This is a genomic window from Anaerobacillus sp. 1_MG-2023 (assembly GCF_030547345.1).
GTDB lineage: Bacteria > Bacillota > Bacilli > Bacillales > Guptibacillaceae > Guptibacillus > Guptibacillus hwajinpoensis_B.
The window spans coordinates 1-229 of the sequence record NZ_JAUORD010000331.1 but is presented as its reverse complement, the minus strand read 5'-3'; the positions used below and the strand labels follow the sequence as shown (position 1 = coordinate 229).

Sequence of the window (229 nt, the reverse complement as noted above, 5' to 3'; positions counted from 1 at the left end):
AAGCTGGTTTATAAAGTTTTTTATATACACAAGTGTATTTCTTCTTATTCTTTGGGCGTGTGGTACTATTAGTGTAAACGATCAGGTAAGAGTAGCTGAGGTTACACGCTCGATTGTCTATGCACCACAATACGTGGCACTCTCAGAGGGTATTGTTGAGAAGCATGGCATTGATGTCGCATTAACGACCACTTGGGGCGGAGATAAAACAATGACCACTCTTCTATCT

General features: G+C 41.0%; 1 pseudogene. It reads left to right on the top strand.

The features are described from left to right. Positions 1-46: 46 nt before the first annotated feature. Positions 47-229: pseudogene (locus Q4550_RS24335) on the top strand (ABC transporter substrate-binding protein); the annotation flags it as partial.